Source organism: Achromobacter aloeverae (assembly GCF_004121055.1).
Classification (GTDB): Bacteria; Pseudomonadota; Gammaproteobacteria; order Burkholderiales; family Burkholderiaceae_B; genus Bordetella_C; species Bordetella_C aloeverae.
In genome coordinates this window covers 1,154,138-1,176,604 of the sequence record NZ_PYAL01000001.1, presented here as the reverse complement: position 1 = coordinate 1,176,604, position 22,467 = coordinate 1,154,138, and the positions used below count along the sequence as shown (strand labels likewise).

21 protein-coding genes are annotated in these 22,467 nt (G+C 67.4%); 7 read left to right on the top strand and 14 right to left on the bottom strand.

Annotation, left to right across the window (positions count from 1 at the left end):
• Window positions 1-27 precede the first annotated feature (27 nt).
• A complete protein-coding gene (pxpB, locus tag C7R54_RS05115; RefSeq protein ID WP_129149050.1) occupies window positions 28-768 on the top strand; it encodes a 5-oxoprolinase subunit PxpB in 741 nt (246 codons plus the stop codon).
• Window positions 765-1,850, top strand: a complete 1,086-nt coding sequence (locus C7R54_RS05110) for a 5-oxoprolinase subunit C family protein (protein WP_129149049.1) — start codon at window positions 765-767, stop codon at window positions 1,848-1,850. The genes pxpB and C7R54_RS05110 overlap by 4 nt, the downstream gene beginning before the upstream one ends.
• Before the next feature lie 106 nt (window positions 1,851-1,956).
• Here C7R54_RS05110 and C7R54_RS05105 read toward each other — a convergent pair whose 3' ends face one another.
• The 8 genes from C7R54_RS05105 to C7R54_RS05070 all read right to left on the bottom strand — a co-directional run bounded on the left by C7R54_RS05105 (window position 1,957) and on the right by C7R54_RS05070 (window position 12,092).
• On the bottom strand, window positions 1,957-3,843 hold the full coding sequence (locus C7R54_RS05105) for a THUMP domain-containing protein (RefSeq protein WP_129149048.1): 1,887 nt from the start codon (window positions 3,841-3,843) through the stop codon (window positions 1,957-1,959).
• A 56-nt stretch (window positions 3,844-3,899) separates the two neighbouring features.
• The gene (locus tag C7R54_RS05100) at window positions 3,900-4,322 is read right to left on the bottom strand and encodes a CopD family protein (RefSeq protein WP_129149462.1); all 423 of its coding nucleotides are present in this window, start codon (window positions 4,320-4,322) and stop codon (window positions 3,900-3,902) included.
• A gap of 70 nt (window positions 4,323-4,392) precedes the next feature.
• A complete protein-coding gene (locus tag C7R54_RS05095; RefSeq protein WP_377813430.1) occupies window positions 4,393-5,631 on the bottom strand; it encodes a glutamate-5-semialdehyde dehydrogenase in 1,239 nt (412 codons plus the stop codon).
• A gap of 132 nt (window positions 5,632-5,763) precedes the next feature.
• Window positions 5,764-6,825 (bottom strand): DNA polymerase III subunit delta, encoded by a 1,062-nt coding sequence (holA, locus tag C7R54_RS05090; RefSeq protein ID WP_129149046.1) that lies wholly within the window; start codon window positions 6,823-6,825, stop codon window positions 5,764-5,766.
• An 11-nt stretch (window positions 6,826-6,836) separates the two neighbouring features.
• Window positions 6,837-7,532: an LPS-assembly lipoprotein LptE gene (locus C7R54_RS05085; protein WP_129149045.1), complete on the bottom strand. Its 696-nt coding sequence runs from the start codon at window positions 7,530-7,532 to the stop codon at window positions 6,837-6,839.
• A gap of 38 nt (window positions 7,533-7,570) precedes the next feature.
• Window positions 7,571-10,228: a leucine--tRNA ligase gene (gene leuS / locus C7R54_RS05080; protein WP_129149044.1), complete on the bottom strand. Its 2,658-nt coding sequence runs from the start codon at window positions 10,226-10,228 to the stop codon at window positions 7,571-7,573.
• 81 nt (window positions 10,229-10,309) lie between these two features.
• Window positions 10,310-11,527 (bottom strand): MFS transporter, encoded by a 1,218-nt coding sequence (locus C7R54_RS05075; protein ID WP_192903587.1) that lies wholly within the window; start codon window positions 11,525-11,527, stop codon window positions 10,310-10,312.
• 25 nt (window positions 11,528-11,552) lie between these two features.
• Complete coding sequence (locus C7R54_RS05070) at window positions 11,553-12,092, bottom strand: MarR family winged helix-turn-helix transcriptional regulator (RefSeq protein ID WP_129149043.1); 540 nt, start codon at window positions 12,090-12,092, stop codon at window positions 11,553-11,555.
• Between the two features lie 329 nt (window positions 12,093-12,421).
• On the opposite strand from C7R54_RS05070, the gene C7R54_RS05065 reads away from it, so the two are divergent.
• Both C7R54_RS05065 and C7R54_RS05060 read left to right on the top strand, forming a co-directional pair.
• A complete protein-coding gene (locus C7R54_RS05065) occupies window positions 12,422-12,706 on the top strand; it encodes a KGG domain-containing protein (RefSeq protein ID WP_129149042.1) in 285 nt (94 codons plus the stop codon).
• A gap of 195 nt (window positions 12,707-12,901) precedes the next feature.
• On the top strand, window positions 12,902-13,327 hold the full coding sequence (locus tag C7R54_RS05060; protein WP_129149041.1) for an organic hydroperoxide resistance protein: 426 nt from the start codon (window positions 12,902-12,904) through the stop codon (window positions 13,325-13,327).
• A gap of 274 nt (window positions 13,328-13,601) precedes the next feature.
• On the opposite strand, the gene C7R54_RS05055 is transcribed toward C7R54_RS05060, so the two are convergent.
• Window positions 13,602-14,009 (bottom strand): DUF4148 domain-containing protein, encoded by a 408-nt coding sequence (locus C7R54_RS05055; RefSeq protein ID WP_158021152.1) that lies wholly within the window; start codon window positions 14,007-14,009, stop codon window positions 13,602-13,604.
• A gap of 302 nt (window positions 14,010-14,311) precedes the next feature.
• Here C7R54_RS05055 and C7R54_RS05050 point away from each other — a divergent pair, with 302 nt between their 5' ends.
• A complete protein-coding gene (locus C7R54_RS05050; RefSeq protein WP_129149039.1) occupies window positions 14,312-14,773 on the top strand; it encodes a MarR family winged helix-turn-helix transcriptional regulator in 462 nt (153 codons plus the stop codon).
• 4 nt (window positions 14,774-14,777) lie between these two features.
• On the opposite strand, the gene C7R54_RS05045 is transcribed toward C7R54_RS05050, so the two are convergent.
• The 5 genes from C7R54_RS05045 to C7R54_RS05025 form a co-directional block, all read right to left on the bottom strand.
• Complete coding sequence (locus C7R54_RS05045) at window positions 14,778-16,376, bottom strand: ABC transporter substrate-binding protein (protein WP_129149038.1); 1,599 nt, start codon at window positions 16,374-16,376, stop codon at window positions 14,778-14,780.
• A 192-nt stretch (window positions 16,377-16,568) separates the two neighbouring features.
• On the bottom strand, window positions 16,569-18,152 hold the full coding sequence (locus C7R54_RS05040) for a glycosyltransferase family 39 protein (RefSeq protein ID WP_158021151.1): 1,584 nt from the start codon (window positions 18,150-18,152) through the stop codon (window positions 16,569-16,571).
• Between the two features lie 343 nt (window positions 18,153-18,495).
• Window positions 18,496-18,663: a 50S ribosomal protein L33 gene (gene rpmG, locus C7R54_RS05035; RefSeq protein ID WP_094854780.1), complete on the bottom strand. Its 168-nt coding sequence runs from the start codon at window positions 18,661-18,663 to the stop codon at window positions 18,496-18,498.
• A gap of 48 nt (window positions 18,664-18,711) precedes the next feature.
• Complete coding sequence (gene rpmB / locus C7R54_RS05030) at window positions 18,712-18,948, bottom strand: 50S ribosomal protein L28 (RefSeq protein WP_094854779.1); 237 nt, start codon at window positions 18,946-18,948, stop codon at window positions 18,712-18,714.
• Between the two features lie 389 nt (window positions 18,949-19,337).
• Window positions 19,338-20,495: a Bcr/CflA family multidrug efflux MFS transporter gene (locus C7R54_RS05025; protein WP_129149460.1), complete on the bottom strand. Its 1,158-nt coding sequence runs from the start codon at window positions 20,493-20,495 to the stop codon at window positions 19,338-19,340.
• A gap of 237 nt (window positions 20,496-20,732) precedes the next feature.
• Between C7R54_RS05025 and C7R54_RS05020 the strand changes: the two genes are divergently transcribed.
• Window positions 20,733-21,995, top strand: a complete 1,263-nt coding sequence (locus tag C7R54_RS05020) for a class I SAM-dependent methyltransferase (protein ID WP_129149036.1) — start codon at window positions 20,733-20,735, stop codon at window positions 21,993-21,995.
• Between the two features lie 79 nt (window positions 21,996-22,074).
• A complete protein-coding gene (locus C7R54_RS05015) occupies window positions 22,075-22,449 on the top strand; it encodes a tautomerase family protein (RefSeq protein ID WP_129149035.1) in 375 nt (124 codons plus the stop codon).
• The last annotated feature ends 18 nt before the right edge of the window (window positions 22,450-22,467 follow it).

Sequence of the window (22,467 nt, the reverse complement as noted above, 5' to 3'; positions counted from 1 at the left end):
GCGGGGACGCATCGTAGAATCATCGGCATGAACTCAAGTCCAGACGCTTACGCCCGTTCGTCGTGGCGCATCGAGCCGGTCGGGGACCGGTGCCTGCTGGTTGCCTTCGGCGATCGCGTGGACGCGGAGGTCAATCGCGCCGTATTGTCCTTCGCCGCGTGGCTGCTGGACCATCCCTTGCCCGGGGTGATCGACGTGGTGCCCGCGTTCACCACTGTTGCGCTGCACTATCGGCCGGAGGCCTATGCCGAAGGCGGTTCGACCGTCGCGCCCTTTGCCCGGTTGGCGCAGCGGGTGCGTGAGGTATTGGACAGGGGCGTCCCGCAGGTGGAACAGGGCGGGCGCACGGTGGAGATTCCGTGCTGCTATGGCGGCGATCACGGCCCCGACCTGGAGGAAGTGGCGCAGCGCTGCGGCCTGAGCACCGAAGAGGTGATCCGCCTGCACGGTGAATCGCCGTCGGTGATCTACACCTTCTATTTCGCTCCGGGTAATCCGTTCGCGGGCGGGCTGGACCCCCGGCTGTCGCTGCCCCGCCGAAAGACGCCGCGCACGCTGGTGCCGGCCGGGTCGGTGGCCATCGCCAACGGCCTGACCACCATCTACCAACTGGCCATGCCTGGTGGCTGGAACCTGATCGGCCGCACGCCATGGAACCTTTTCGATATCAAGCAGGACCCGCCGGTGCGCCTGCAACTCGGTGACCGCTTGCACTTCGTGCCGGTCACGCCCGCCGAATTCGACCGTCTCTACGAGGCGCGCCCATGATACGAGTCCTCAAACCCGGGGCGTTGACGCAGTTGCAGGACCTGGGACGCTACGGGTTCCAGCGCTATGGCGTGCCGGTCAACGGCGTCATGGACGAGTGGTCGCACCGGGTGGCCAATATCCTGGTCGGCAATGACGAGGCCATGGCGACGCTGGAGTGCACGCTGACCGGACCGATGCTGCAATTCCAGGAGGAACGCCTGATCGCCCTGTGCGGCGCCGATATGCGCGCGAGCATCGACGGCGTACCGGCGCCCCTGAACGAGCCCATCCTGTTGCGGCGCGGCGCCACCCTGGCGTTCGGCGAATGCCGGCGCGGCGCCAGGCTGTACCTGGCCGTGCGGGGCGGTTTCGATGCCGAGCCCGTCATGGGCAGCGCCAGCACCTTTCCGCGGGGCGGCTTCGGCGGCTTTGCCGGCCGGGCGCTGGCCAAGGGCGACCGCTTGCCCTTGCGCGCGGCGGATCCCGGCTATCCACGGGCGCGGCGCCTGCTGGTGCAAAGCGGCACGCCTTTCGTGTCCGCGGCGCTGTTCGATGTGCCGGCGCCGGAGGCCGCGGAGGCGGTGCGCGCCATGCGGGGCCCGCAGTGGGATGCCTTTACGGACGAAGCGCGCACGGCCTTCGTGTCGGTGCCGTTCACGGTGGACGCGCAGTCGGACCGCATGGGCTATCGCCTGCGCGGCGAGACCTTGAAGCTGGCGCAACCGCTGGAAATGATTTCGGAGGCTACCGCCTTCGGGACCGTGCAGGTGCCCCCGGACGGCAACCCCATCGTGTTGATGGCGGACCGGCAAAGCGCGGGCGGCTATCCCAAGATTGCCTACGTCGCCACGGTAGACCTGCCGCGCCTGGCGCAGGCGCTGCCGGGCACGGCCTTGCGCTTTGCCATCGTGGAGATGGAAGAGGCGCAGGCGCTCTACCTGGCGCGTGCCGCTGAGCTGGCGGCATTGCGCGAGCAGGTGCGCGCCGCCATGCAGCCGCCGGCCGTCGCGCCGGATGGCGGCGACGCGCGGGAAGACGGGGCAGTAGCGGCGACCGGCGACGCGGGGGAAGGGGCCCTCGAACGCGCGCGGGAAAAGTAAGTACTGCAAATAAGTGGGATAGCCGGGGGGCTTGCCTTGGCCGGCGCGCTGGTGAGCGGCCCCGCCCCGCGCGTATGGCCGGGCCGCATCCTGTGCCGCCGTGTCGCTAGTCGCGATCCTGCGTCTTGTCCGCCCGCGCGGACGCATCGGGGATGTCGTCGTCGCCCTGCGACGGGCCGGCCTTATCCGCGTGCGCCGTGCGCCGTTGCGCGCGGTCGGCCTCGCGATAGCCCGCTTCCACCAGTTCGAAGCTGAACAGGCGGCAGTCGAGCGCGCCGTTGTACAGCGGCGTGCGGCGGGCGGGCTTCAGGCGCAATTGCTGCGGCAAGGTCATGTCGCTGGAAATCACATGTAGCTGCCAGCCGCCGAACTGCTTTTTCAGGCAGCTTGCCCAATCGCGCCACAGGTCGGCTTCGGCGCCCGCCTCCAGCCGTTCGCCATAGGGCGGATTGGTGACGATCCAGCCGGACGGCGCGGGCGCGCGCAGCGTGCGGGCATCGGCGACTTCGAACTGGATGGTGTCTTCGGTGAGCCAGGCGCGTTCGGCGTTGTTGCGCGCGAAGGCGATGGCTTCCGGATTGAGATCGCAGCCATAGAGCGGCGTATCCAGCTGCGGCCGGATATGGGCGCGGGCATCTTCCTTGAGGTCGCGCCAGCGCCGGCTGTCGAAGTCGCGCATGCGCTCGAAGCCGAAGGGCCGGGCGATGCCGGGCGGCACGCCCAGGGCGATCCAGGCGGCTTCGATGAGTATGGTGCCGCTGCCGCAGAAGGGGTCCAGCAGCGGTTCGGCCGGATCCCATCCCGCCAGGGCCAGCATGCCGGCGGCCAGGTTCTCGCGCAGGGGCGCCTCGCCCTTGTCCAGGCGCCAGCCGCGCTTGAAGAGGGATTCGCCGGAGGTGTCCAGGTAGAGCGTGGCGGTGTCCTGCGTGAGGAAGGAGAACACGCGCGCGTCGGGCCGTACGGTATCGATGTCCGGCCGCGCGCCTTCGCGGTCCATCAGGCGGTCGCAGATGCCATCCTTCACGCGCAGATTGCAGTATTGCAGGCTGCGCATGGGGCTCTTGATCGCCGACGTGTCGACCCGCAGCGTGTGTTCCGCGCCGAACCAGCGTTCCCAGGGCGTCGCGTAGGCCAGGTCGAGCAGGTCGTCCTCGTGCTGCACGGGGCCGTGGGCCACCTGCACCAGCACGCGCGTGGCCAGGCGGGAGTACAAGTTGGCGCGCTGTATGCCGTGCCAATCGGTGGTGAAGCGCGCTCCGGCGCGGCCGGGCTCGGCATCGTCGAAGCCCAGCGCCTGCAGTTCCGCGGTCAGGGCTTCCTCGATGCCCTGCGGGCAGGGCGTGAAGACGGTGTAGCGTTCGTTGCGGTCGTAGCGGCGCGAGGCGGCAGGCATGCCGCGCGGAGCGCGCCGGCGGTTGTCGTCGTGGCGGTCGTCATGGTCGCCGACGGGGGGGCCGCGGTGATCGTTGCGATAGTCGTCGCGATGGTCGTCGCGATGATCATCACGATGGTCGCTGCGATGGTTGTCGTGATCGAAGCTCTGGCGGTCGTCGCGATGCGCGCTATAGCGGCTGTCGTCCGCGGCTCGGCTTGGCGCGCCGCGCCGGCCGCTGCCGACGTCACGGCTTTCGTTGCGGCCACGGCGTTCGCCGCGGCCGGGTCGGTCATCGCTGCCGGCGTACGCTTCGCGGTTGCCGCGCGGGCCTTGCGGGCCTCGGGGACCGTTCGGACCGTCCGGACCGTCCGGACCGCTCGGACCGTTCCGACCGTCCGGGCGCGGTGCGCGGGTATTTCCCCGGGCAGGCGCGTCCCGTTCATCCGCTGCCGCCGACAGCCGTTCCTGCTGGTCGCGGGCGCGTTCGATCTGGGCGGCCGCGCGAGCCCGGGCACCGCTGCGCTTGCGCGGCGGGCCCGTCTCGCCGGGCTCGGCCGGGCGCGGCGATTTCTTCAGGGAGAGGGTCTTGCGGGGACGGTCCGGATCGTCGGCGGTCATGATGGGATGGAGCAAAAACGGGGTGGGAGGCCAGCCTCGGATGAGGTCAAGAGGTCTCAGAAGGGCTTGACGACCACCAGGGCCACGACGATGAACAGGAACAGGACCGGAATTTCGTTGAACCAGCGGTAGAACTTGTGCGAGCGCGTGTTGCGGCCCTGTTCGAACTTGCGCAGCATGACGCCACAGGCGTGATGGTAGCCGATGATCAGCAGGACGAAGAACAGCTTGGCATGCATCCAGCCGTTGCCGGGACCCGTGCCGATGCGATAGCCCACATAGAGCACCAGGCCGAACACCACGGCGACCACGGCCAATATCGTCGTGAAGCGGAACAGGCGTCGCGCCATGCCCAGCAGCACGGTCTGCACGGCCGGCTCGGATTGGCTCGCCAGGTTGACGTAGATGCGCGGCAGGTAGAACAGCCCGGCGAACCACGCCGCCACGAATACGATGTGCAAGGTCTTGATCCAGGGCATGGCGATCCAGGGCATGGGCGACTCGGCGTCAGGGTTGATAAGGAAAACGGTAAGCGTCGGGACGCGCGGCTCAGCCGCGCACCTGCCCGTCGCCGGTGAGCACCCATTTGTACGTGGTCAGTCCTTCCAGGCCCACCGGCCCGCGCGCATGCAGCCGGTTGGTGGAAATGCCGATCTCCGAACCCAGGCCGTATTCATAGCCGTCCGCGAACACCGTGGGCAGGTTGACGTATACCGAGGCGGAGTCCACTTCCCGCTGGAAGCGTTGCGCCGCGCCGAGGTCCTCCGTGACGATGGCGTCGGTGTGGCCCGACCCCCAGCGCGCGATGTGCGCGATGGCCTCGTCCAGGCTGTCGACCACCCGCACGGCCAGGATGGGCCCCAGGTATTCCGTGGCCCAGTCTTCCTCGGTCGCCGGCAGCGCCTGCGGCACCAATTCGCGGGTGCGGGCGCAGCCGCGCAATTCCACGCCATGGGCCAGCAGCGCCGCCGCCAGCTTGGGCAGGATGGCGGCCGCCGCGGCGGCATTGACCAGCAGCGTTTCCATGGCGCCGCACACGCCGTAGCGGTAGGTCTTGGCGTTGTACGCGATGGCGTGGGCTTTTTCCGGATTCGCGGCGGCGTCGATATAGACGTGGCAATTGCCGTCGAGGTGCTTGATCAGGGGCACGCGCGCTTCCGCCGCCATGCGGGCGATCAGCCCCTTGCCGCCGCGCGGCACGATGACGTCGATATGCTCGGTCATGGTGATCAGCTTGCCGACCGCGGCGCGGTCCGCGGTCTCGACCACCTGCACCGCATGCTGGGGCAGGCTGGCGGCGCGCAGGCCATCGCGCACGACTTCGGCCAGCGCCAGGTTCGACCGCAGCGCCTCGCTGCCGCCGCGCAGGATGGCGGCGTTGCCGGACTTCAGGCACAACGCCGCGGCATCGATGGTGACGTTGGGACGCGATTCGTAGATGATGCCGATGACGCCCAGCGGCACGCGCATCTGCGCCACGCGCATGCCGTTCGGACGGACCGTGGTCGGCCCCAGGCTGCCGACCGGATCGGGCAGGGCGGCAACCTGGCGCAGGCCTTCGATCATCAGGTCCAGGCTGCGCTCGGACAGGGTCAGGCGGTCCAGCATGGCGGCGTCCAGGGCGTTGGCGCGCGCCGCCTCGACGTCCTGGCGATTGGCTTCCTGCAGGGTCTTGCGGCGATCCGCGATGGCATCGGCCATCGCCAGCAGGGCCCGGGTCTTGGCCGACCCGGGCGCGCGCATCAGTTCGCGCGAGGCCTGGCGGGCATTTTCGCCCAGGGTGAGCATGGCTTCTTCTACGGTATGCGTCGACATGGAGTGCAGGGGCGCGCAGCGCCCGTAATACGTGCGTAAAGCGTAAGTGTATCTGTATCCGCGCGGCAGCCGGCCGTGGCCGGGACGGCAGGGCGCGCCGCGCCTTCAGGCGCCGCGTCGCCCGGCGGCCGCGACGCGCAGCGCCAGCCGCGTCATTTCTTCCCAGGGATCGGCCAAGCGCCCTGGCACGGGCAGGCCCTTGATGATGCGGTCGACCTCATGGGCGTGCTGCACGGCGGCCGGCCAGGCCCGCGCGGGGACCCGTCCCAGCGCTTGCAGGGCCAGCTTTTCGTGGGCGCCGAAGATGCGCAGCCGGCGCATCGCCGCATTGGCGTCGCCGCCGTTGGCGCGCGTTTCGGCGACACGGGCCAGGATCCGGATTTCCTCGCCGACGGCCCACAATACCAGGGGCAGGGCCTCGCCTTCGGCGCGCAAGCCGTCCAGCATGCGCACGGTGCGGCCCACATCGCCGGCCAGCATCGCGTCGCGCAGGCCGAAGACGTCGTAGCGGGCGACGTTGAGCACCGCGCGTTCCACGTCCTCGGCAGCCAGGGCGCCTTCGGGATACAGCAGGCCCAGTTTCAGGATTTCCTGGTGCGCCGCCAGCAGGTTGCCCTCGACCTTGTCGGCCATCCATTGCAGCGTGGCGTTGTCCGTCTGCTGCTTCTGGCGCGCCAGCCGGGCGCCGATCCAGGCGGGCAGGCGGTTGCGGTCCACCGCGCTGACGTCCACCGTGATGCCCGCCGCCAGCGCCAGGGCCCAGCGGCTCTCGCGCGTGGCCTTGTCCAGGCGCGGCAGGCCGATCACCAGCACGGTGTCGGGATCGCCTTGGGTCTGGGCCTGGGCCTGTTCAGCCAGCTTGACCAGGGTGTCGGCCCCGGCCTTGCCCGGCTTGCCGGTGGGTATCTTCAGTTCCAGCAGCCGGCGGTCGCCGAACAGCGACACGCTCTGGGTGGCGGCCATGACCGCGCTCCAGTCGCTGCGCGCGTCCATGACCATGGTGGTGCGGTCCGTATAGCCGGCCGCGCGCGCCGCCGCGCGCAGGGCATCCATCGTTTCCGTGACGAGCAGCGGCTCGTCGCCGCTGACCGTGTACAGCGGCGCCAACCGGTTCCCCGCGCGTTGCAGGTAGTCCGGGAAGCGGTCGGCGTCCAGCGTCTGCGCCATGCCCGCGGTGCTCAGTAGTCGTAGTCGTTGGGCGACGACGGGCCGTTGATGATGCCCGGCGGGCGCGTCGGCTGGTTGGCGGGCTGCGCGGGCGGCGTGGTGCTGTAGATCGGTCCCTCGTCGTCGCCCGGCTTGGACTGGTTCAGCTTGAGGGCGGCTTCGCGGACATCGTCCGAGGTCAGGCGGCGCAGCAGCCGGCTGACCAGGCTGGTTTGCATATTGCGGTACAACTGCTCGGCCTGGCCTTCCTTGGCCTGCACCACCGTGTCGTCATACGGCATTTCACGATAGGCTTCCAGCGTGGTGTCCGGAATGATGGCGCGGCCCTTGGCGTCGATGACGCGGAAGGTGAAGCGCAAGCCCAGCTCGTATTCCTCGACCCGGCCCTGCGAGTTCAGCGACACCTCGCGCATGCTGCGGGTATTGGCGACCTGCTGCAATTGCGCTTCCGCTTCCTTGGGGGTGTCGACGAAGCGGGTGTTCGGCGACGCGGCCTTGAGCGCGCGCTTCACTTCGGCGCCGAAGCGGGTGTTGTCGCCCAGTCCGATGTAGAAGGTGTCGAACGGCAGCGGCGTCTCTCCGCGCATGTGAAAGCCGCACGCGGACAACAACAGCAGCAGCATGCCCAGGCCGGCGGCGCGCGCCGGCCGGCGCAGGCTGGCCACCCGCCGCGCGACATCCTTTACCGAGAAACCGCCGAAGTTCATGCGTAACCCCAATTCATGCCAAATAATCCCCACGCCGATCAGCCGACGACGTTGACCAGCTTGCCGGGCACAACGATAACCCGTTTTGCCGGACGGCCTTCGAGGAATCGCGCCACGGCCTCATGGGCGGCCGCCTGGGCCTCGATATCGGCCTTGGCGGCGGCAGCCGCCACGCGCAGGGAACCGCGCAGCTTGCCGTTGACCTGCAGCATCAGTTCGATTTCGTCGGCGACCAGCGCGGCCTCGTCGACCTGCGGCCACGGGGCGTCGAGCAGGTCGCCGTAGCGCGTCTCGTAGCCCAGTTCGTTCCACAGGTTCCAGGTGATGTGCGGCACCACCGGGTACAGCACGCGCAGCAGCACGCCGATGGCTTCGGCGCGGGCGGCGTCGGCCGGCGCGCCGGCCGGCAGGTCGGCGCTTTCGATGGCGTTGAGCATCTTCATGCACGCCGACACCACGGTGTTGTACTGGATGCGCTGGTAGTCGTAGTCGGCCTGCTTGAGCAGGTTGTAGACCTCGCGGCGCAGGTCCTTGACCGGCGCCGGCGCGGCCTGCCAGTCGACCGACGCGGCCAGGCCGCTGGCCACGGTATCGCGCTGCGCGTGCGCATAGGACCAGAGGCGGCGCAGGAAGCGGTTCGAGCCCTCGACGCCCGAATCCGACCACTCCAGCGTCTGCTCGGGCGGGCTGGCGAACATGACGAACAGGCGGGCGGTGTCGGCGCCCAGCGTGTCGATCAGCGATTGCGGGTCGACGCCGTTGTTCTTCGACTTGGACATGGTGCCCACGCCGCCGTAGGTCACCTCGCTGCCGTCCGATTTGCGGCGCGCGCCGACGATGGCGCCCTTGGCGTCATAGACGTTTTCGACTTCCTCGGGCCAGAAGTATTCGATGCCGCCCTGCGGGGTCTTGCGCGAATAGATGTGGTTCAGCACCATGCCCTGGCACAGCAGGCGGGTAAAGGGCTCGTCGAACTTGAGCATGCCCAGGTCGCGCATGACCTTGGTCCAGAAGCGCGCGTACAGCAGGTGCAGCACGGCGTGCTCGATGCCGCCGATGTACTGGTCCATCGGCATCCAGTAGTCGTTGCGGGCGTCCACCATCGCCTGGTCGTTGCCCGGCGAGGTATAGCGCATGAAATACCAGGACGAGTCGACGAAGGTGTCCATGGTGTCCGTTTCGCGCCGCGACGGCTTGCCGCACTTCGGGCAGGCGCAGGACAGGAAGGCCTCGTTCTTGGTCAGCGGGTTGCCGCTGCCGTCCGGGATCAGGTCTTCCGGCAGCACCACCGGCAGGTCTTTTTCCGGCACGGGGACCGGGCCGCAGTCCGGGCAGTGGATGATGGGGATGGGAGTGCCCCAGTAGCGCTGGCGCGAGATGCCCCAGTCGCGCAGGCGCCAGGTGGTCTGCTTCTCGCCCAGGCCGCGCGGCGCCAGGTCGGCCGCGATGGCGTCCACGGCGGCCTTGTAGTCCAGTCCGTCGTACTTGCCGGAGTTCACGGTGCGGCCGCTTTGCTTGTCGCCGTACCATTCCTGCCAGGCGTCGGTGGAATACGTCTTGCCTTCGACCGCGACTACCTGCTGGATGGGCAGGCCGTATTTCTTGGCGAAGGCGAAGTCGCGTTCGTCGTGCGCGGGCACGCCCATGACGGCGCCGTCGCCGTAGCTCATGAGCACGTAGTTGCCGACCCAGACGTCGACCTGCGCGCCGGTGATGGGATGCGTGACCGTCAGGCCGGTCTTCATGCCTTCCTTTTCGCGCGTGGCAAGCTCGGCCTCGGTGGTTCCGCCCAGCTTGCAGTGCTCGATGAAGGCGGCCAGCTCGGGGTTGCCGGCGGCGGCATGCGACGCCAGGGGGTGTTCCGGCGCCACGGCGCAGAAGGTGACGCCCATGATGGTGTCCGCGCGCGTGGTGAAGACGTAGAGGCGGCCGTCCTGGATCGGGGCGCCGTCGGCGCCGCGGATGTCATGGGTGAAGGCGAAGCGCAGGCCTTCGCTCTTGCCGATCCAGTTCTCCTGCATGACGCGCACGCGCTCGGGCCAGCCGGGCAGGCCGGTCTTGACCTGGTCCAGCAGTTCCTCGGCGTAGTCGGTGATGCGCAGGTAGTAGCCCGGGATCTCGCGCTTTTCCACCAGCGCGCCGGAGCGCCAGCCGCGGCCGTCGATGACCTGTTCGTTGGCCAGCACGGTGTTGTCCACCGGGTCCCAGTTGACGACCTGGGTCTTGCGGTAGGCGATGCCTTTTTCCAGCATCTTGAGGAACAGCCACTGGTTCCACTTGTAGTAGGCGGGATCGCAGGCGCACATCTCGCGCGACCAGTCGATGGCCAGCCCCATCGCCTGCATCTGCTTCTTCATGTAGGCGATGTTGTCGTAGGTCCACTTGGCCGGCGGCACCCTGGACTTGATGGCGGCGTTCTCCGCCGGCATGCCGAAGGCGTCCCAGCCCATGGGCATCAGCACGTTGTAGCCGCGCATGCGCAGTTGGCGCGCCATCATGTCGTTGATGGTGTAGTTGCGCACGTGCCCCATGTGCAGCTTGCCGCTGGGGTAGGGCAGCATCGAGCACGCATAGAACTTGGGCTTTTCGGCGCCGCTGGCATCGGTCGCGTGTTCGACGACGCGATAGGCATCACGCGCCTTCCAGGCTTGGTGGGCGGTGGCTTCAACGGCGTTGGGGAGATAGCGTTCCTGCATGAGTTCCATGGACCGGAAAAAGGGGCCGCCCGGGACCGGGCCCGGGCGGCGGACGATCAAAACCCTTGATTATAGGTTCTGCTACGCCGCCTTAGGGGGACCGGCCAATTCCGGGGCGCGCGCATGGGGCGCCAGGCTGCCGTAAAGCAGCCCCGCCACGCTCAATGCCAGGCCCAGGCCGCAGACGGCCAGCCAGCCGCCATGGGCATAGGCGGCGGCCGAAGCCAGGGACCCGAGTGCGCCGCCGATGAAATAGGCCGTCATGTAGCCGGCGGTCAGGCGGCTGCGCGCCTCGGGCCGAAGGCGATAGATGCAGGCCTGGTTGGTGACCTGCAAGGCCTGCGCGGCGAGGTCCAGCACCAGGATGCCGGCCAGCAGCGCCAGGATGGAGCCGGCGCCCAGTCCCAGCAGGGGCCACGAGAGGACCAGCAGCCACAGGCCCAGGCGGGTGCTGCGGTTGGCGTGGCCGCTGTCGGCCATGCGGCCGAAGACGCGCGCCGCCGCCGCGCCGATCGCGCCGGCCAGGCCGAACAGGCCTATGGTGCCGTTCGAATAGGCGTAGGGAGGGTTGGCCAGCAGAAAGGTCAGCGACGTCCACAAGACGCTGAACTGGGCGAAGGAAAGGGCGCCGATGATGCTGCGGGCCCGGAACAAGGGCTCTTGCACGAACAGGGTGCCGACCGAGCGCACCAGGGCGGGATAAGCCATGGTGGCGGTGCCGGCGTGGCGGGGCAACACCCGCCAGAGGCCGCCGGCAACGAACACCAGCAGGACGGCGGCGACCCGGTAGACCGTGCGCCAGTCGCCCAGGTCGGCCAGCAGGCCCGCCACGGTACGGCCCAGCAGCACGCCCAGCAGCAGGCCGCTCATGATCGTGCCGACGACGCGGCCGCGCTCCTGCGGCGCCGCCAGGGTGGCGGCGAAAGGCACCAGCACCTGGGCGACCACCGAGGTGGCGCCGGTGATGGCGGTGCCGGCCAGCACGCTGGCCATGCCCGGGCCATAGGCGACCAGGGCCTGGCCGGCCGCGGCGATCAGGGTCATGACGGTGATCAGCGCGCGCCGCTCCACGCGGTCGCCCAGCGGCACCAGCAGCATCAGCCCGACGGCGTAGCTGCCCTGGGCGACGGTGACGACGACGGCGGCGCCCGCCGAACCCAGGCCATATTCAGTGCCGATGGCATGCAGCAGCGGTTGCGCGTAGTAGTTGCTGGCGACGATCAGGCCGGTGGCGACGGCCATCAGCAACACCATGGTCTGCGTCAGGAGCGGGGAGGGAGAGGCGTGGTCGTGGGACATGGGCAGCAGGGGGGGGCGGGTGTGTTCAGGGCTTGATGGCGCCGGGAGCATGGCGATCATGGGCCAGCAGCAGCTCGCGCAGCAGGCCGGCGAGGGCCTCGCGGCGGTCGGGCGCCAGCGGCGCCAGCATCCGGTCGAGGATGTCCAGATAGGCGCGCAGCACCGCGTCGGCGGTCTGGCGACCCAGTTCGGTCAGCGTCACGATGATGCCGCGGCGGTCGTCGGGATTGGGCTGGCGCGCCACCAGGCCGGCTTGCTCCAGGCGGTCGAGCCGATTGGTCATCGCACCGGAGGACAGCAGCAGCGATTCGGCCAGTTGTTGTGGACTCAAGGCATGCGGCGGCCCGTGGCGCGTCAGTGTCGCGATGACGTCGAATTCGCCCGGGTTGACACCTAGTGGACGCAGGCTGCGGTCGATATCGCGCGACGCGACGGCCTGGAGGCGAAACAGGCGGCTGAAGACGGCCATAGGGGCGATGGGCAGGTCCGGCCGTGCCGTGCACCATTGGGACAGGATGTGGTCGACATAGTCCGCCTGGTCGACGGGTAAGGGGAGCTTGTTCATGATGATGTGTTTTGACATCAAATATTTTGACGTGAAGATAAATGATGGGCGCCCTGCGTGTCAAACCGCCGCCGGGCCACCTGCGGATGAGGCGGGCAAGCCGCTTGCGGAGGATGTGGCCGGGGGACAAGTCACGGTTGGAAAGCAACCGATGCAAGCGCCGCCTGAGCACCTGGCAGGGGTTCGCCGCGTTGCGGTAAGCCCTACATGACGGCGTAAGCCTTGCTGATCCTTGATGTTTCCGGTCTTTGAACCGGGCATGCTAAGCAGGTAGGCATGGACGATGCAGTCACCGCAACTTAGCGATAGACACCGATAGAGGCATAGACATGACCGATAACACCGAGCAAAAGGCACAGCGCAAGCCTCGTGGCTTTGCCGCCATGGGGCCCGAATTCCAGCGGGAAATCGCCGCCCAGGGCGGCCGCGCCGCCCATCGCCTGGGGAAGGCCCACCGATTCAGTCCGCAGGAGGCGCGTGCCGCCGCGGCCAAGCGGCATGCGGCCCGCAACGAGCAGCGGGACGCCGAGGCCGCCAAGCCGGACGCCAGTGCGAGCGCCGGAACGCCGGGGCCGGCGGCGCCGGAAGAGGCGGAGGAACAGGAAGGCCGTTGACCAGGGAGGTTAGTGGACGCGGTGGCGAATGCTATTCGCCGCCGCGTTTTCTTGAGGCCATAAATATCGCTTGCAAAAGAATCGCGTGCTATTTAATATGCGCACATGGACGCACGAATCGTCGAACATACGGGGCGGATAGGCCGGCCCGGCGCGATCGGAGCGATCATCAACCCTTGCAAAACGGAGTCTTCCATGTCGATCGAAAAAGTCTTGTATCGCGCCCAGGCCACGGCAACGGGCGGCCGTGACGGCCGTGCCGTTTCGTCGGACAACGTGCTTGATGTGAAATTGACCACGCCGCGCGAACTGGGCGGCGCTGGCGGTAACGGCACCAATCCCGAGCAGTTGTTCGCGGCCGGTTACTCGGCTTGCTTCCTTGGCGCGCTGAAGTTTGTCGCCAGCCAGGAAAAGTTCGCGCTGCCAGCCGATGTCAGCATCACCGGACAGGTCGGCATCGGCCAGATCCCGAACGGCTTCGGCATCGAAGTGGAACTGAAGATATCCCTGCCGGGCGTGGATCCCGCCAAGGCGCGCGAACTGGTCGAGAAGGCCCACGTGGTCTGCCCGTACTCGAACGCGACCCGCGGCAATATCGACGTGACGCTGACCATCGTCTGAGCCCGGGCGGGGCAAGGGGGCGGGATAGCCTCCACGCCGTGCGGCTGATGCCGCCTTGCAGGCCAATCTTGCAGGTCCCTCTTGCAGGCTCCGCCTTGCAGCCCCACGCCTTGCAGCCCCCATCGGGGGCTTTTTCGTCGCCGCGCCCCGAGACAAAACGCCTCAAAAGAAAAGCCGCCCGCGCGGTTCGCGGGCGGCTTGGCGGTTTCCTCGTGGCCGGTTCCGGCCACTGGCTCTTCCCTCTTGTGAAGGGAAGACTTGCCGCGGCTGGACCTTAACGGACGTAGGAGCCGTCGTTGGCCTGGGCCGATTGCGTGTTCGCCTGAGTGCTGGCGTACACGCCCTGGAAGGGCTGGTTGTCGGGGTCGCCGAAGGCGGTGGCGCCAGGGGCGGCATCGACTTGCCGGGCCACCTGCTCGCGCGTGACGTTGCTGTCGGGAGCGGCCTGGAAGGGCGCCGCATCCAGTTCGGCCACGGTCTGGTAGCCGGCGGCCTTGGCTTGCTGCAACTGCTGGACGACTTCCGCGCGGGTCAGCGAGCGGCCTTCGGAGGCGCCGTACACGCCCTGGAAGGGCTGGTTGTTGAGATCGCCGAAGCCGGCGGGGCCCGCGTGGGCAGCGCCCAGCAGGGCGAACGATAGGGTGGCGGTGGCAATGCCGAGGCTCGGAATGCGGGTCTTCATGATTGGCTCTCCAGTAACTTTTTGGGGTGCTTTTGGTGCTTTTGGTGCTTCCGGTGCTTCCGGTGCTTTTGTCTGGGCGCTTCCCGAACCGCGCCTGTGCGGCCCGGGCGGTGCATGCCTCATCCATGCGTTGCATTCTGAGCCTGGTGGACATAAGGATAAACCCGGGGAAATAGAAAGCATCTTTCCAAAAACGGCAGAATATTTCTCGTCAGTGGAAATTTGCCTCGTTTTTCGGCATAAACATTTGAACGAGGCGTCGGTCGCTGGCCCCTCTATCGCGCGCGATTTACTATCGCCGTATGGCACATTCTTCCCCACCCAAGCTGGACGACGCCGCGGCCCTGCTGCTGGACAACCAGCTCTGTTTTTCCCTCTATTCCACGCAGCTGGCGATGAGCAAGGTCTATCGTCGCCTGTTGGCGGGTCTCGGGCTGACCTACCCGCAATACCTGGTGATGCTGGTGTTGTGGGAACAGGACGGCCTGACCGTGTCCGCCATCGGCGAGCGGCTGTTCCTGGATTCGGCGACGCTCACGCCCTTGCTCAAGCGCCTGGAGGCGGCGGGGTTGATCGCGCGCGTGCGCGCGGCCGCCGACGAGCGGCAGGTCATCGTGTCGCTGACCGAGGGGGGACGCGCACTGAAGCAGAAGGCGGGTTCGGTGCCGGCGGGCGTTGGCCAGGCGGCGCAATGCAGCCTGGAAGAGGCTGGCGAAATGATCAAGACCCTGAACGATCTGCGCCGTCGCTTGCTGGCGTCCTGACCGGTCAGCGTGGCGAGGGCAGCAGCGGCGACCGCTTGTCCGCCAGGCCGGCGGGCCATGTCGGCAGGGCGGGCGGCGCATGCGCCGGGTCCATGCCGGGCGGCGGGGTGAGCGCGGCGGGGGGCGTTGGGCCGGCAGCGGGTGCGGTGGAGGCCGATTTCCCGTCCGCGGCGCCGGCCGGCGCTTCGCTTTCCCCGTCCTCGTCGCCATCGCTGCCATTGTTGGTGTTCAACCGCGGGCGCGGGGCGAGATGGTTGCCCGAGGGCGGCAAGCTTGCGCCGCTTGCCGGCGCGCGGTCCGCGCTGGCTGTTTCGTCCCTGTCCCGCGCGCCGCGTTCTCCCGTGTCGGGCCGCAGGCGGCGGACGTTTTCATCCAGCGGTTGCAGGCGCGCGCCGCTGAGGTAGACATAGCGGTCCATGCCGTCCACGCCATCGACGCGGCTGGTATAGCCCAGCCACGTGCCCAGGGTGGACTGGTGGTCGATGGCGCGGTACTCGATATCGCCGAAGGGAGTGGATACCGGTAGCTTGGCGAAAGCCGCCGCCAGCTTGTCCGCGTCGGCCGAGCCGGCGCGCTTGATGCCGGCAGCCAGCGACATCAGCGCCGAGTAGCCCAGCACCGACGCGGTCTGCGGCGGGGTGCCGTATTTCTCGGTGTAGGCCTTCACGAAGTCCTGGTTGGCCGGCGTGTCGATGGCGTCGCGAGGATAGCCCGTGACGATCCAGTCGGCCGGCGCCAGGTTGCCCAACGCCTGCAGGTTCTCGGGATCGCCGGTGAACAGCGAGACGACGGGCCGCTGCTCGAATAACTGTTGCGCATTGCCGGCGCCCACGAACAGCCGCAGGGCGTCGCCCGTGAGCATGTTGAAGATGGCATCGGGCTGGGCCTGCCCCACCGCGGTTGCGATGGCCTCGGCGTCGAATTTGTCCTTGGGTTGTGGGGTGTCATAGACGAATTCGACCTTGCGCTGGAACGTCTTCATCAGCCCCTTGAAGGCATCGGCCGTGGCGCGGTCCGATTCGTCGTCTCGGTAGACCAGCGCCCATCGCGGCTTGCGCAGGCCCAGGGCCTTGGGCGCCACCGCGGCGGCCTGCATCCAGGCGGCCGGGCGCAGGCGCCAGGTGTAGCGGTTGCCTTCCTGCCACGTCAGGCGCTGCGTCAGCGGCGCCACCGCCAGGTAAAAGACCTTGTTCTCGACGGCATAGCGGGCCAGCCCCAGGCCGACCTCGGACGAATAGCCGCCGAACAGGACGCTGACCTTGTCCTGGGCTGTCAGTGCCTGCGCCGCCTTCACCGCATCGTCGACCACGCCCTGGTCGTCGCGCGACAGGACTTCCACCTTTTGTCCCAGCAGGCCGCCGTCGGCGTTGATCCGCGCCAGCGCCAGTTCCCAGCCGTGGCGATAGGGCACGGCGAAATCCGGCTGCTTCTTGTACGTGTTGATTTCCCCGATGCGCAAGACGGGCGCCGGAGCGGGGGCGGCCTTGCCAGGCTTGCCCGGGACGGGCGCCGGGCGAGGCGGCGCCGCGAGCGCGCCGAACGCACAGTGGAACAGGCAGAGCGCCGCCAGCCAGCGCAGGCGTGGCGTAAGGGGAAACGTCATGGGTGACCGGTCCGGGATGGAATGTATCGGTGGCCGCCCCCAGGGAGCGGCGCCTGATCGCGGCCTACTATAACCGCGATGGTCGCGATAGCCGAGCTGACCGCGTTGACAGCGTTGACGGCGCTTGCGGCCACCCCCCGGTCCGCGCACCGGGGAAGCCAAGCCGGCGCGCGCTTGCGTCGCGGATATGCGTCAGGACGCGGCTGGCGCGGCGCCTGAAACGGGGCGTCCGGCCCCGTGCCAGCCCGCCGGCGGCAGCAGGAACAGCGTATAGCTGAAATCCGGCAGCCTCAGCCCCCACGCACGCTTGTGCACGGTCACGGATATGGGTTGGCTGCCGGTGGCGGCCGTCGCCGTCTGGATGCACCCGCCGTCGGCGCTCTTGCAAACGAACAGCGCACCCTCGCGCGTCACGTCGGCCCGCGTGAGCCAGGGCGTGTTGGCCGGTTCGTACATATCCCAGTAATGGGTAAGATCGCGGCCATAGAAGGCGATGGCTTTCGCCTCCTTGTCGCTTCCGCTGACGATGGGCAAGGGCAGGCCCACGCGGTCCCGCCAGAGCTGCCGCGCCGCGCGGGAAAGCTCCGCGCGCGGTTCGATGGCCATGGGCTTGTGCTGCGATGCTTCCACGTACCCCAATACCGTCGATAGCGCCAGCACCAGCGCCCAGTAGGCGGTCATGCCGCGAACGATGCGGCGGGTATCGGGTTCCAAACCGTGTTGCTTGAGCACGAACAACCAGAAGGTGGCGATCGCGAACCATTGCGTGTTGCCCCACAACGCCGACAGGGGCGTCCTGCTGGCCAGGGATACGCTACAGACCGCGAAGAAGGTTCCCATGGACAGCCACCACAAGTTGCGATCCAGGGACGGCTGCACGATGGACCGCAGCATCAGGCCGGCCGCGGCCAGGCGCCGGCCCGGCAGCAGCAGCGAGAGCAAGGCCAGCGCGGGCAGCAGGTAGGCCAGCTGGATCAACGCGTAGGGCACCTTGTACAGCAATAGCAGGTAGAAAGGGTGGCCGCCCCCCGTTTCGTGCATACGCTCGTCCGCGTAGGTGAAGGTGGGAAAGTGAGTCTTGACCAGCCATGCCAGGTGCGGTCCCAGCACCACGGCGCAAGCCGCCAGGACCAGCAGCGTGCGGGGTCGCAGCAACTGCGCGCGCCATGTGGGCCGGACGAGGCCGGCCAGGCCCAGGCCGATCAGCAGCGTGATGGAAAAATACTTGCCCAGCATTGCCAGCGCCGCGGCGGCGCCGAACGCGGCAGCGGACTTGCGGGTGCCGGTCTGTACATAGCGTATGAAGAAATAGGCCGTCCACGGCCACAGCGACAGCAGGACCGTATTGGCATTGAACTTGATGGCCAGCGTGCTGTAGATCGGCGTGACGGCCATCGCCAGCCCGACGATGAGGGCGTCGCGCAGGGGCAGGAAACGGCGCGCCAGCGCGACGATGCCACAGATGCCCATCGTGGCGTTGACGCTGGAAAGCGCGAAATATGCCAAGTCGGTGTGGGGGAATACCTTGAACCAGGCGGCGGCGATCCACGCGAAGGCGGGCGGGTGCTTGTAGTAGCCGGGCTGCCACTCGATGCCCCAGACATAGTTTTCCAGCATGTCGGCGGCGGGATCGAGGTTGCTGCGATATATCCAGGAGCCCACCGCCCATATGATGGTTTGGACAGCCAGGAGCATGGACAGCCGGAAAGTCTCCGAGGCGGCCAGCGTGCCCGCGCGCGCGCCGGGCGATTCGGAGGATAAGGAAAAGTCGGTCATGATGGTTCGAATCCAACCCATGCCGTGGATCGGCTCTGCCGGGTTGGCGCCATCTTGCACCTGCGGAATCGGCGTTGTCTTTGCGAAAAATCCGCTTGTTCCGCACAAACAACACAATTTTCGTGCTTTTCCGCATGAGGAGGGCGGCGAGCCGCCTTAATCTTTCGAACCCTGGCCTCGGCTGAAAGTTGGATGACGGAATTGGGGTGTGGGCCGCCAACACAGCACGCCAAAACAGCACGCCAAAACAGCACGCCAAAACGGCACACCAAAACAGCACACCAAAACAAAACGGGCCGGCGCATCGTCTGCGCCGGCCCGTTCCGGGCGATTCCAGGCTCGATTACTTGAGCTTGGTTTCCTTGTATTCCACGTGCTTGCGGGCAACCGGATCAAATTTCTTGATCAGCATTTTTTCCGGCATGTTGCGCTTGTTTTTCGTGGTGGTGTAGAAGTGGCCCGTGCCGGCGGTCGACTCGAGCTTGATTTTTTCGCGGATGCCTTTGGCCATGTCGCGCTCCTGGAAGATGTAGTGGGATCAGACGCGGGTAGCGGTCGTTTAGACGCGCTCGCCGCGGGCGCGCATGTCGGCCAGGACGGCGTCGATGCCGTTCTTGTCGATGGTGCGCAGGGCCTTGGTCGTCACGCGCAGGCGAACCCAGCGGTTTTCGCTTTCGACCCAGAACCGGCGCGATTGCAGGTTGGGCAGGAAGCGGCGCTTCGTCTTGTTGTTGGCGTGGGAAACGTTGTTGCCCACCATCGGGCCCTTGCCCGTCACTTGGCATTTACGTGCCATGATTCGTACCTTTTGGTTCTATGCGTGCCGCATGAACAACGAGGGGCGAAAGGGGATGGGCGGGAACCAAGCCGCCAGCCTTGCGCTGGCCATCCCGCCGGGATGTCGGCATCGTTTCCGTGTCGTCCGGCGTTGCCGCCAGGCCAGTCAGGACTCGATCGCCAAGTGCTTGTGCCCGCCGATTCTCCCTGCGCCGTCGGACAACGAAGAAGACTTTTCGTTGCCCCTAGCCGTGTTCAGCAGCCAGCGGGGGTCGGAGTGCCCGGCTACAAAGCATAGTAGCAGGCACGGGTAAAACTGCGATAAGACCGCGATTCTAATACGGAAAGGAGATCCGGGTCAAGCGCTGCCGGGTCAGGCAGCGGCGGGGGGGCGGATGGCCATTCGGATCAGGTATCGACCTGGCGCGCCCTGCGCGCGATCTGCCCGGACAGCCAGGACAGACAGGCGCAGACCGCCAGCACCGCCGTCAGCGGCAGGGGGGTGTCGCTTTGCCACAGGCTGACGCACAGGCCAGCCAGGGCGCCGCAGGACAGTTGCAGCGTGCCCATCAGGGCCGAGGCCGCGCCCAGGCGCTTGCGTTGTTCGGACAGGGCCAGCGCCGCCGAGTTCGGATTGACGAAGCCCTGGCTGCTCATGTACCCGATCAGGCAAGCCATGAGCAGCGGCAACGTCATCCAGCCGGCCAGGGTGATCAGCAGCGCCACCAGGCTGGCCAGCGCCAGGGTGCGCAGCGCGCGCCGTTGCAGGGTCGCGGGCGCCAGGCGGCGCAGCAGCCGCGCGCTGACCTGCGAGCCGATGATCAGCCCGGCGGCGTTCAGGCCGAACAGCAGGCCGTAGTGCTGCGGATCGACGTGATAGATGTCGATGAAGACGCGCGGCGAGCCGACGATGTACGCGAACATGCCCGCCTGCCCGAAGCCGCCGGCCAGGCTGTGCGCCATGAAGCCGCGGTGGCGCGCCAGGGCGCGATAGTTGTCGGCGATGGTGCGCCAGTTCAGCGGGACCACCCGTTCGGCAGGCAGCGATTCGCGCATGATCAGCAGAATCGCCGTCATCAGGATCACCCCGGTGGCCAGCATCATGCCGAAGACACCGCGCCAGCCGGTGATCAACAGCAGTTGCCCGCCGATCAGCGGCGCCAGGATGGGGGCCAGGCCCATGATCAGCAACAGCAGCGACATGGCGCGCGCCGCTTCCTGCGTTTCGTAGTGATCGCGTATCACCGCGCGCGGTATCACGATGCCCGCGGCGCTGCCCAGCGCCTGCGCCGCCCGCCATAGCGTCAGGCTGGCGATGTTGCTGGACAAGGCGCAGCCCAGCGACGCCACGACGTAGATCGACAGGCCGACCAGCAGCGGTGGTTTGCGCCCGTAGCGGTCCGCCAGCGGACCGTAGAAAATCTGCGCGCCCGCCAGGCCGATCAGGTAGGCGGCCATGGTGCGCTCGACGTCGCCTTGCGACACGTCGAGCCCGGCCGCGATGGCCGGAAACGCCGGCAGGTAGAGATCGATGGAGAACGGGCCGATCGCCGTCAGCGCGCCCATCAGGATCAACCATCCGGGGAAGCTGCGGGTTGGTAGCGAGGCGGGCATGGGCGAGGAGAGAGGGTTGATGGGATGCGTGTAAATCAGACCTTGCCTGAAATGACTCTGAAAGTCACTTGACACATAGGGTCAATTTACGCAACACCAAGCGGGCAAATGTATCACGTAAAAACGCGGTTCAAAACGGAAACAAATTCCGATAAAGTCCTCCAGTCATTTCTACAGGGGTTGATAGTCGTGAATCCTTTGTTGTCCGCGATAGGAAGCAAGCTCGAGGCCATTTCCGTACCTGTCCAACTGGAGATGCCGGACGGCACGAAGGTCGGCGCCGCCGATCCCCGTGTGCGATTCGTGGCACGGGACAAAGGGGCCCTGGCCCATCTGGCCGCCGGCGAGGTGGGCGTGCTGGGCCAGGACTATGTCGAGGGCCGCGTCGACATTCAAGGCAATATGCATGACGTGATGCGGGCGGCGGCCGAGATGCTGCCGGGTTCGCCCGTCGATGCCGCGCGTGGGGGCTGGCTCACCGAGCTGGTGCGCCGCGTCGTGTCGGTATGGCGTCATTCGGTCGAGCGCGACGCCAAGCAAATCGAATTCCATTACGACCTTTCCGACGATTTCTACGCCTTGTGGCTGGATCCGCGGCGGGTCTATTCCTGCGCGTATTACCGCACGCCGGAGATGAACCTGGCGCAGGCGCAGGAAGCCAAGCTGGACCACATCTGTCGCAAGCTGCGGCTGCACGAAGGCGAGCGCTTCCTCGACGTGGGCGCCGGCTGGGGCGGGCTGCTGCTGTGGGCCGCCGAGAACTATGGCGTGGACGCCACCGGCATCACCCTGTCGCGCAACCAGCACGCCTACGTCAATCGGCTGATCGAGCAAAAGGGCCTGCAAGGCCGCGTGCGCATGGAACTGCTCGACTATCGCAAACTCGACGAGAGCCGTCCGTTCGACAAGATCTCGTCCGTCGGCATGTTCGAACACGTGGGCCGCGCGCAGCTGCCGGAATACTTCGCCAAGCTGCGCCGCCTGCTGCGGCCGGGCGGGCTGGTGATGAATCACGGCATCACCGCGGGCGGCGTGCATAACGCCGAGCTGGGCAATGGCATGGGCGAATTCATCGAAAAGTACATCTTTCCGGGCGGCGAGCTGACCCACATCAGCCACGTGCAGGAAGCGCTGGCGCTGGGAGGCCTGGAGGCGACGGACGTGGAAAACCTGCGGCCGCACTACGCCCGCACGCTGTGGGCCTGGAGCGATACGCTGGAAGCGCGCCTGGACGAGGCCGCCAAGCTGCTGTCCGGCGAGGCCGGCGCGCGTTCGCTGCGCGCCTATCGCCTGTACCTGGCCGGTTGCGCCATGGCGTTCGAGCACGGCTGGATCGCCTTGCACCAGATCGTCGCCCAGCACCTGGCCACCGGCCGCAGCGACGAACTGGACTTGCCGGCGGACCTGGCCTACCCGTGGCGCCGCGACTATATGTACGCGCCCAAGGCCTGAGTTCATCCTCGCCGCTCCTTACCTCCTTCCCTTATTTCCGTTACCTTGCACCCTTATCCATAATTTTCGCGGAGCAGACATGCCCATCGTTCACGCCCACATCACCGCCGGTTCGTCGGCCCAGCAAAAGAACACCTTGTTGCGGACGGCATCGCAGGCGGTGGTCGACAGCCTCGGGGCGCCGCTGCCCAGCGTGCGCATGATGCTGCACGAAGTGGCGCGCGAGCACATCATGGTGGGCGGGGAAACCGGTCGCGAATCGGTGGTGTTCCACGTGCAGTTGATCGCCGGCCGCACCGAGGCGCAAAAGCAGGCCCTGTTCACCGCCTTGACCCAGGCCGCTGTCGGCGCGCTGGGCGTGGACGGCGCCAATGTGCGGGTGGTGGCGCAGGACGTGCCGAACACGGACATGGGCATGGCCAACGGCGCCAGCGCCAAGTCCCTGGGACGCTGAACGCCGCCGCGTTTATTA

What these genes read in the sequence shown, in the direction of transcription:
- C7R54_RS05015 (WP_129149035.1), top strand. Translation starts at nt 22,075, where the DNA reads ATGCCCATCGTTCACGCCCACATCACCGCCGGTTCGTCGGCCCAGCAA.
- C7R54_RS05110 (WP_129149049.1), top strand. Translation starts at nt 765, where the DNA reads ATGATACGAGTCCTCAAACCCGGGGCGTTGACGCAGTTGCAGGACCTG.
- C7R54_RS05060 (WP_129149041.1), top strand. Translation starts at nt 12,902, where the DNA reads ATGTCGATCGAAAAAGTCTTGTATCGCGCCCAGGCCACGGCAACGGGC.
- C7R54_RS05100 (WP_129149462.1), bottom strand. Translation starts at nt 4,322, where the DNA reads ATGCCCTGGATCAAGACCTTGCACATCGTATTCGTGGCGGCGTGGTTC.
- C7R54_RS05095 (WP_377813430.1), bottom strand. Translation starts at nt 5,631, where the DNA reads ATGCTCACCCTGGGCGAAAATGCCCGCCAGGCCTCGCGCGAACTGATG.
- C7R54_RS05085 (WP_129149045.1), bottom strand. Translation starts at nt 7,532, where the DNA reads ATGAACTTCGGCGGTTTCTCGGTAAAGGATGTCGCGCGGCGGGTGGCC.
- leuS (WP_129149044.1), bottom strand. Translation starts at nt 10,228, where the DNA reads ATGCAGGAACGCTATCTCCCCAACGCCGTTGAAGCCACCGCCCACCAA.
- C7R54_RS05040 (WP_158021151.1), bottom strand. Translation starts at nt 18,152, where the DNA reads ATGACCGACTTTTCCTTATCCTCCGAATCGCCCGGCGCGCGCGCGGGC.
- C7R54_RS05070 (WP_129149043.1), bottom strand. Translation starts at nt 12,092, where the DNA reads ATGAACAAGCTCCCCTTACCCGTCGACCAGGCGGACTATGTCGACCAC.
- rpmG (WP_094854780.1), bottom strand. Translation starts at nt 18,663, where the DNA reads ATGGCCAAAGGCATCCGCGAAAAAATCAAGCTCGAGTCGACCGCCGGC.
- C7R54_RS05105 (WP_129149048.1), bottom strand. Translation starts at nt 3,843, where the DNA reads ATGACCGCCGACGATCCGGACCGTCCCCGCAAGACCCTCTCCCTGAAG.
- C7R54_RS05065 (WP_129149042.1), top strand. Translation starts at nt 12,422, where the DNA reads ATGACCGATAACACCGAGCAAAAGGCACAGCGCAAGCCTCGTGGCTTT.
- C7R54_RS05045 (WP_129149038.1), bottom strand. Translation starts at nt 16,376, where the DNA reads ATGACGTTTCCCCTTACGCCACGCCTGCGCTGGCTGGCGGCGCTCTGC.
- pxpB (WP_129149050.1), top strand. Translation starts at nt 28, where the DNA reads ATGAACTCAAGTCCAGACGCTTACGCCCGTTCGTCGTGGCGCATCGAG.
- C7R54_RS05025 (WP_129149460.1), bottom strand. Translation starts at nt 20,495, where the DNA reads ATGGGCGCGCTGACGGCGATCGGCCCGTTCTCCATCGATCTCTACCTG.
- C7R54_RS05055 (WP_158021152.1), bottom strand. Translation starts at nt 14,009, where the DNA reads ATGAAGACCCGCATTCCGAGCCTCGGCATTGCCACCGCCACCCTATCG.
- holA (WP_129149046.1), bottom strand. Translation starts at nt 6,825, where the DNA reads ATGGCGCAGACGCTGGACGCCGACCGCTTCCCGGACTACCTGCAACGC.
- C7R54_RS05050 (WP_129149039.1), top strand. Translation starts at nt 14,312, where the DNA reads ATGGCACATTCTTCCCCACCCAAGCTGGACGACGCCGCGGCCCTGCTG.
- C7R54_RS05075 (WP_192903587.1), bottom strand. Translation starts at nt 11,527, where the DNA reads ATGTCCCACGACCACGCCTCTCCCTCCCCGCTCCTGACGCAGACCATG.
- rpmB (WP_094854779.1), bottom strand. Translation starts at nt 18,948, where the DNA reads ATGGCACGTAAATGCCAAGTGACGGGCAAGGGCCCGATGGTGGGCAAC.